Annotated in this window: 5 protein-coding genes; all 5 read right to left on the bottom strand. The window is 71.9% G+C overall.

Features of this window, described 5'->3' with window-relative positions; all coding sequences use genetic code 11:
- On the bottom strand, positions 1-240 hold a 240-nt coding region (locus ABT085_RS42915; RefSeq protein WP_351621597.1), incomplete at its 3' end, for a DUF2637 domain-containing protein.
- Complete coding sequence (locus ABT085_RS42910) at positions 237-2138, bottom strand: AfsR/SARP family transcriptional regulator (protein ID WP_351621594.1); 1902 nt, start codon at positions 2136-2138, stop codon at positions 237-239. The genes ABT085_RS42915 and ABT085_RS42910, both read right to left, overlap by 4 nt.
- 602 nt (positions 2139-2740) lie before the next feature.
- Positions 2741-3322, bottom strand: a complete 582-nt coding sequence (locus ABT085_RS42905) for a hypothetical protein (protein WP_351621591.1) — start codon at positions 3320-3322, stop codon at positions 2741-2743.
- 129 nt (positions 3323-3451) lie between these two features.
- Entirely contained in the window at positions 3452-3616 is a 165-nt protein-coding gene (locus ABT085_RS42900; protein ID WP_351621588.1) for a hypothetical protein, read from the bottom strand.
- A 390-nt stretch (positions 3617-4006) separates the two neighbouring features.
- On the bottom strand, positions 4007-5950 hold a 1944-nt coding region (locus ABT085_RS42895), incomplete at its 5' end, for a type IV secretory system conjugative DNA transfer family protein (RefSeq protein ID WP_351621585.1).

Below are 5950 nucleotides of genomic sequence, written 5' to 3'. Positions count from 1 at the left end.
GAAGACATAGGAGAAGTTCCCGAAGCCCTTCTTGATCGCCAGCTCGCGCACCGCGGCGTACGAACCGGCGAAGCCGATACCGGCGACGACGAGGGTCGCGGCGGTGATGACTGCGGCCAGGATCCGGCGGGCGCTGTGTCTGGGTGGGGTGTCGGGGCGGATGGGGTGTGCGGCGGCGTGTGCCGTGTGGCCGGCGGGCGCTGTCGGGGTGTGCGGTGGGGGTCGGTGTGCGGGGGTCACGGCTTGGGTTGCCGTTCGTGTCCTGCGGTGTGGAGCAGTTGATGGATGAGGTGCTGGGTTTCTGGCTGGAGTGGGGCGTCGAGGCTGTGGGTGAGGTGCTGGATGCGGGCGATGGCGGTGTGCAGTCCGGGGCGGTTGCCGGCCGCGTCCTCGATACGGATCCAGTCGCGGTAGAGGAGTTCGGCGCTGTCGTCGGTGTCGAGGCCGGTGGCGATGGCATGGCGGGCGGCGGTGAGGTTGTGGTGGGGGCCGGGCGGGGTGCGGTGGGTGGCCACGGTGTGGGCGGTGTGGACGATCCGGGTGATCATTTCTTGTTGGTGGGGCTGTGCCCAGGGCAGGGGGCGGGTACCGAACGGTCTGCCCCGTACGAGGGCGAGTGCTTCTTCCAGGTCGGGGAGGCCGGTGGGGCCTTGGGTGAGGGCGTGTTCGGTGAGGTTCAGGAAGCGGGTCCAGTCGCAGCGCACGGCGGGGGCGAGGCGGTAGGGGGCGTCGCCTGAGGTGCGGCGGGGCACGTAGGGGTGGCCGGAGGGGTCGTTGCCCAGGGCGCGGCGCAGGCCTTGCAGGCGGGCGTTGAGGGTGGTGGTGGACCAGGGGTTGGCGGGGTCCATGTCGGTGCACAGGGTGTCGGCGTTGCGGCCTGGGCGGAAGTAGAGCAGGGCGGCGAGCTGGGCGCTGCGGGGGCCGTGGCCGGTGGCGGGCACGCCGGTGACTTCGACCGGTCCCAGGACGCGTATCTCCGGGGCGTGCGGATCGTCGGGCACGGCACGGTCCGTGCCGGGATGGTGCCCGGGCTCGGGCGGGGCGGTTGCCGGAGCCGGGACGGTGAGGGGCGCGGGTTCGCGCTCGTGCGGGCCTGGGGTGTGCTGTGTCTGGCCGGGGGTGCGGTTTCGTGTGCCTGTGGACGGCAGGTGCGGTGAGGCCGGGTCGCCGGCGGCGGGCAGGGCGGAGAAGCTGGTGCTGTTGCGAGGGTTCGGTGAGGTTGCGGGCAGGGGGCCGGAGGTGATGCCGGCCGGGCGCGCGTCGGTCTGCTGCCGTGCTGGTTTGGCTGGGCCGGTGTGCCGGCCGGCGCCGTGCAGGGTGGTGATGATCTGCTGGTAGGCGGTGTGTTCCAGGCGCTGGAGGCGGATGTCGGTGGCGGCCGGGTGCAGGTGCTGCGGCCCGGTCTGTGAGGCGTCGAGGAGGACGGTGCGGGGGAAGTGTGCGGCCGCCGCGTCGGCCGGGGCGATCAGGGTGACGGGCAGGGTGTGTGCCCTGGCGATGACGTTGGCGAACTCGGCTGCGGTGGCGGTGTCCAGTGGGCTCGCGCACAGCACCACGTAGGGCGGGTGGAGGGCGTTGGGCATCTGGTGGGCCTCCAGCAGCCGCTCGTTGAGGTCGCGCAGTGCGTGTGCGGCGTGGTGGGTGTGCGTGATCGGTTGTGGCGTCGGCAGTGAGGGAAGGTCGTCGCCGAATCCCACGGTGACGATCTCGACGCCGTCTGCCCAGGGGCTCAGCGCGAGTTCCAGGGCGAGGCAGGTGCACACCTCGCTGATCTGGGAGGTGCTGCCGTCGAGGAGTACGGCGGGCGTACGGGCAAGGTTGAGCAGCACCAGGTCGCCTGCTTCGGTGCTGCCGATGGTGACCAGCGCCGGATAGGGAGCCGGCCCTGAGGGGGCGGCGGTGTCGTGCGAGAGATCGGTGTCCGCCGGCAGGGTCCACCATCCATCGGGGCCGCCGGTGAAGGGCGCCGGCGCGGTCAGGGCGCCGGCCTCGGGCAGGAGGCGGACGATATGGGGGGTGATGAGCGCTGCGCGCACGGCAGGTACGGCGTCGGCTTCGGCGCGGCCGGCGTGGTGGGCGAGGGCGCGCAGGGCCAGATCCAGCCTGCTGAGGCTGTCGTGTGCGGTGGGTGTGGTCACCGGGCTGGTGGGCGCGGGAGCCGGGACGGTGGCGGTGTGGGTGCGGCGGGTGGTGTGTGTGCGTCTGCGCAGGCGCCGTACGCCGAGGGCGGCGGTGGCGGCTGCGGCGGCCAGCGCGGCGCCAGCCAGTGCCTCGTACCCGGCCCCGGGGCTGGGCGCGGCGTGGGGTGCGGGAGTGTGTGCAGGAGCGGGCGAGGCGGAAGCGCGGGGAGTCGGCGCGGCCGGTGCGGTGGGTGCGGGCGTGAGGGCGGGGAAGGCGCCGGTGGTCGGCTGCTGTGTGGGGGAGGACGCGGGGGAGTGGGGTAGGGGGGTGTGTCCAGTGCCGGGGTGGTGGGGTGAGGTGGGGGTGAGGTCCTGGTGGGCCTGGCGCAGTGCGCGGGCGGGAGCGGTGAGCGGGAGTGTTAGAGGCGGCGCGAGGGTTGCGCCGGGGCTGAGAGCGAGGGTGTCGGCGGGCTCTGGGGCGGCCGGTGGGGGTGTGCACGCGCAGGTGGTGGCGGGGGAAGGTGGTTGGGTGGAGGAGGTGGCGGCGGGCAGGGCGGCAAGGGCGGGCAGCAGGAGCAGCCAGGCTGCGCGGCGTGGCGGGAGGCGGGCCATGGCGCTGCTCACTTCGAAAGGGTGATCGTCGCGGAGTCGAAGAGGGGCAGTTCGAAGTCGACCTGGGTGGTGCCTGGGGGTGGTGCGGGGAACTGCAGGAAGACGGGTACGGTTTCGCCGGGATCGAGCTGGGACAGCCCGGTGGTGGTCAGCGGGCGGGCGTCGGTATCGCGCAGGACGTAGTAGCGCTTGCCTGCGGTGAAGTCCACGAGTGTGGCGCCGGCGAGGGAGGGGCCGTTTCTCAGGACGGCGGTTTCGTTGCCGCGCAGTTCGGCGGGGACGATGACGAGGGCCGTGCCGGTGTTCTTCAAGGTGCCGCGCAGAGTGACGGCGCCGTGCGGGTGGCGGCGGGCCGAGGTGAGGGTGAGCTGGAGGCGGTGCTGGCCTGCCAGGACCGCTAAGGGCACGGCGGGCTGGGTGCTGGTGCGCGATGGGGTGGGCAGGGCGCCGGAGGCGGCGGCGGAGGTGGCCACGGTGCGTGCGCCGGGGTCGATGCCTGCCGAGCATCCGGCTGCCGACAGGGTCAGCCCTGCTGCCAGGGTGAGCAGGGCGCGTCGCGCGAGGGGCGTGGTGCGGGGCGAGGACGTCATGGCGCAAGCCTTCTTCTGAAGTGAAGTGACACAGCGGCTCGGGGGTGCCTGCGCTGGGTGCCGCAGGAGGGTGCGGCCGGTCAGGCGGCACGATGCGCACGCACAGGATCGGTGCGACGAGTGCGTGCTTCAGGGGGAGTTGCGGGCCTGGGGGCCTGGCGCGGGCGGGCGGCCGGGAGGGGTGCGGGGCCAGACGGTGATCGTGTCGCCGTCGAGGGTGACGTGCCGGGCGGCGAACTGCCGGCGTACGAGGGTGAGGTCGTCGGGGGTGAAGTCGGTGTTTCCGGTGGCCACCCAGGCATCGCCGAGCCGGGCCACCTCCCGTGTGCCGTCCGGCCACACCAGTGCACTTAACTCTTTCGTAACGCGAATATCTGCGGGGTGTCGATTCATTGGGCGAGTCATCCGCTTCTTTTTTGCAGCGATTCTGACGGAGTGCTGAGCGCCGGCGATGCAACAGTAAAGCTTCGCGTGAGCAAACTTCAAGATGGTTGGGGAATCGCGTCGATCGTGAAGAGGTGCCAACCCCGCTGCGGGGAAGAGCCGTTGGTGCACGGCAAGCAGCAGGGGGCGAAGCGGCGCGGCGATGCGGCCCAAGCCGCACCGAGCCGCACCGCACCGAGCCGCACCGCACCGAGCAGCGCTGCGCTGGCGGAGCCGGTGGGTGTGGTGAAGAGGCGCGGCTTATAGATATTCCTTCTGGGTCGGGTCGACTGGCGGCAGAGCAGTTGGGGTGTGCTGGCTGAGGAATGCGGTGAGACGGCTGGTCTGTGTTGCCGCGCGGCTGGTGAGTTGGTCCAGGGGGAGGGCTTGGGCGTTGGCGTGGGCGGCTCGTTCCAGCGCGGGGACCTGTCGCGGGCGGGCGTGGGCGGCGTAGAGGGTGTCGAGGTGGGGTCCGCGTAGTTGCACGGGTCCTACGCGGTGGCCGCGCACGTTCATGGACACGTAGTGCTCGAACCGTTCGATGACCGCGACCCGGTCCGGACTGGGGTTGTCGCCCCATTCGGCGGTGAGGGGTGCGATCGCGGTCTTGGATCCGGCGGTGGTGGCCAGTGTGGAGGCGTTCTGGAGCAGGGACAGCCGCACGGGTGTGGGCAGGCGTGCCAGCAGCTGGGTCATGCCGTGGACCTGGCACTTGTACTTCCGGAAGTCCTCGAACATGGCGGCGATGGTCTCCGGTGCCGCGCCGGTCAGGGTGATGAGTTCGTCGAAGTACGCCCGGAAGGGGATGCGTCCGTTGTCCGGGGTGTCGCGGCGGGAGCGTACGGCTCGCAGCAGGTCGCGGGCGAGGAGTGCGGTGAGCAGCCGGTCGGTGGGCCCGTTGCCGCCCGGGCACACCCACACCACCATTCGGGTGTCCATGGCGGTGCGGATGTTGTAGACGCCGTCGCTCTGGCCGAGGAAGGCGCGGGTGACGGGGTTGGCGGCCAGGCGTGCAAGGGGGTTGAGGACGACGGCGAACGCGTCCGCGGGCAGGGTCGGGAATATCGTCTGCCACCAGGCGCGGGTCTCCTCGTCGAGACGGCCGGCCACGGCTTTGAGCGCGGCTGCGCGAAAGACGGGATCGGTGAGCAGTGCCCGGACGTGGAAGAGGGTGGCCTGATCTGTGGCCCGGCCCGCTCGGCAGGCGGCCTCGTTGATGGCGGCCAGGACGGTGAGTGCGGCGGTCAGGATGGTGATCGCGCGGGGTGCGCTGGCGTCGTCCCAGGCCAGTGCGGAGGCGAACGCGTCGGCGACTGCTTCGACGACCTCATGCGCTGTCTGGCTGTGGTGCATGCCGAGCGGGTTCCATGAACTGATGCGCGGGTCGGGGCCGAGGCCGTTGAGATCGACGAACGCGATCCGCGGCATCAGATGGTCGTGGGCCAGGAACGGCAGGGCGCGGGGCCAGGAGTCTCTGTGAGGGTCGATGAACAGCAGCCCGCCTCCGGCATGAGCCCAGCCGATCGCCTGGGCCAGAGCACGTTCGGTCTTGCCGCCGCCCGCCTTGCCCACCCCGACCTCGAACAGGGTTTCCTCGGCGTAGGTGGCGACCATGCGCTGTCGGCCGTCCGGAGTGCGGTAGAGGCCCTGCAGCAGCAGATAGGGGTTGCCGAACTCGAAAGTCGGCAGGCTGGCGGCAAGCACCGGCAGCCGGCAGTGCACGGTGGGCGGTTTGAGCAGGCCGGCCAGCTCCTCCAGGCGCACCCAGTTGGCCCGGGGCGGCTGGCAGTGGCCCAGTTTCCAGCGGCGCTCGAAACCGCGGCGGGTGGGCCAGTGGTCGGCGCCGATCCGCCACGGGCCGATCCGCCAGCCGCGCATGGCCCACCTCGAGCGGCCGCCGAACACATCCAGTGCGGCCTGGAGCTGGGCGAGCCGCGCCTGGGCACGCCCTTTCGTGTTCGAGGCGCACATCACCAGCAGCTGCACGCGCACCAGGTGGTCGTCGTCGGCGAGTTTGCCCAGTTCCTCGGCCGGCTCGATCCTGCGGGGCACGGGCGGCATGACCAGCCGCCGCCCGCCGCCCGAACCGGGCCTGTCGCTGACCAGTTGCTGTAGCTGCCAGGTCAGGGAGTCTTCGATGCCGGCGGCGTCCTGCCGCAGCCAGCGGGCGGCCCGCTGGGCCTCGCGCCGCTCCCTGCGGCGGGC

The organism is Streptomyces sp. NPDC002265 (assembly GCF_040296125.1).
Classification (GTDB): Bacteria; Actinomycetota; Actinomycetes; order Streptomycetales; family Streptomycetaceae; genus Streptomyces.
Note: the sequence above shows the minus strand (reverse complement) of the source record. Positions and strands in the feature narration are given on the sequence as shown.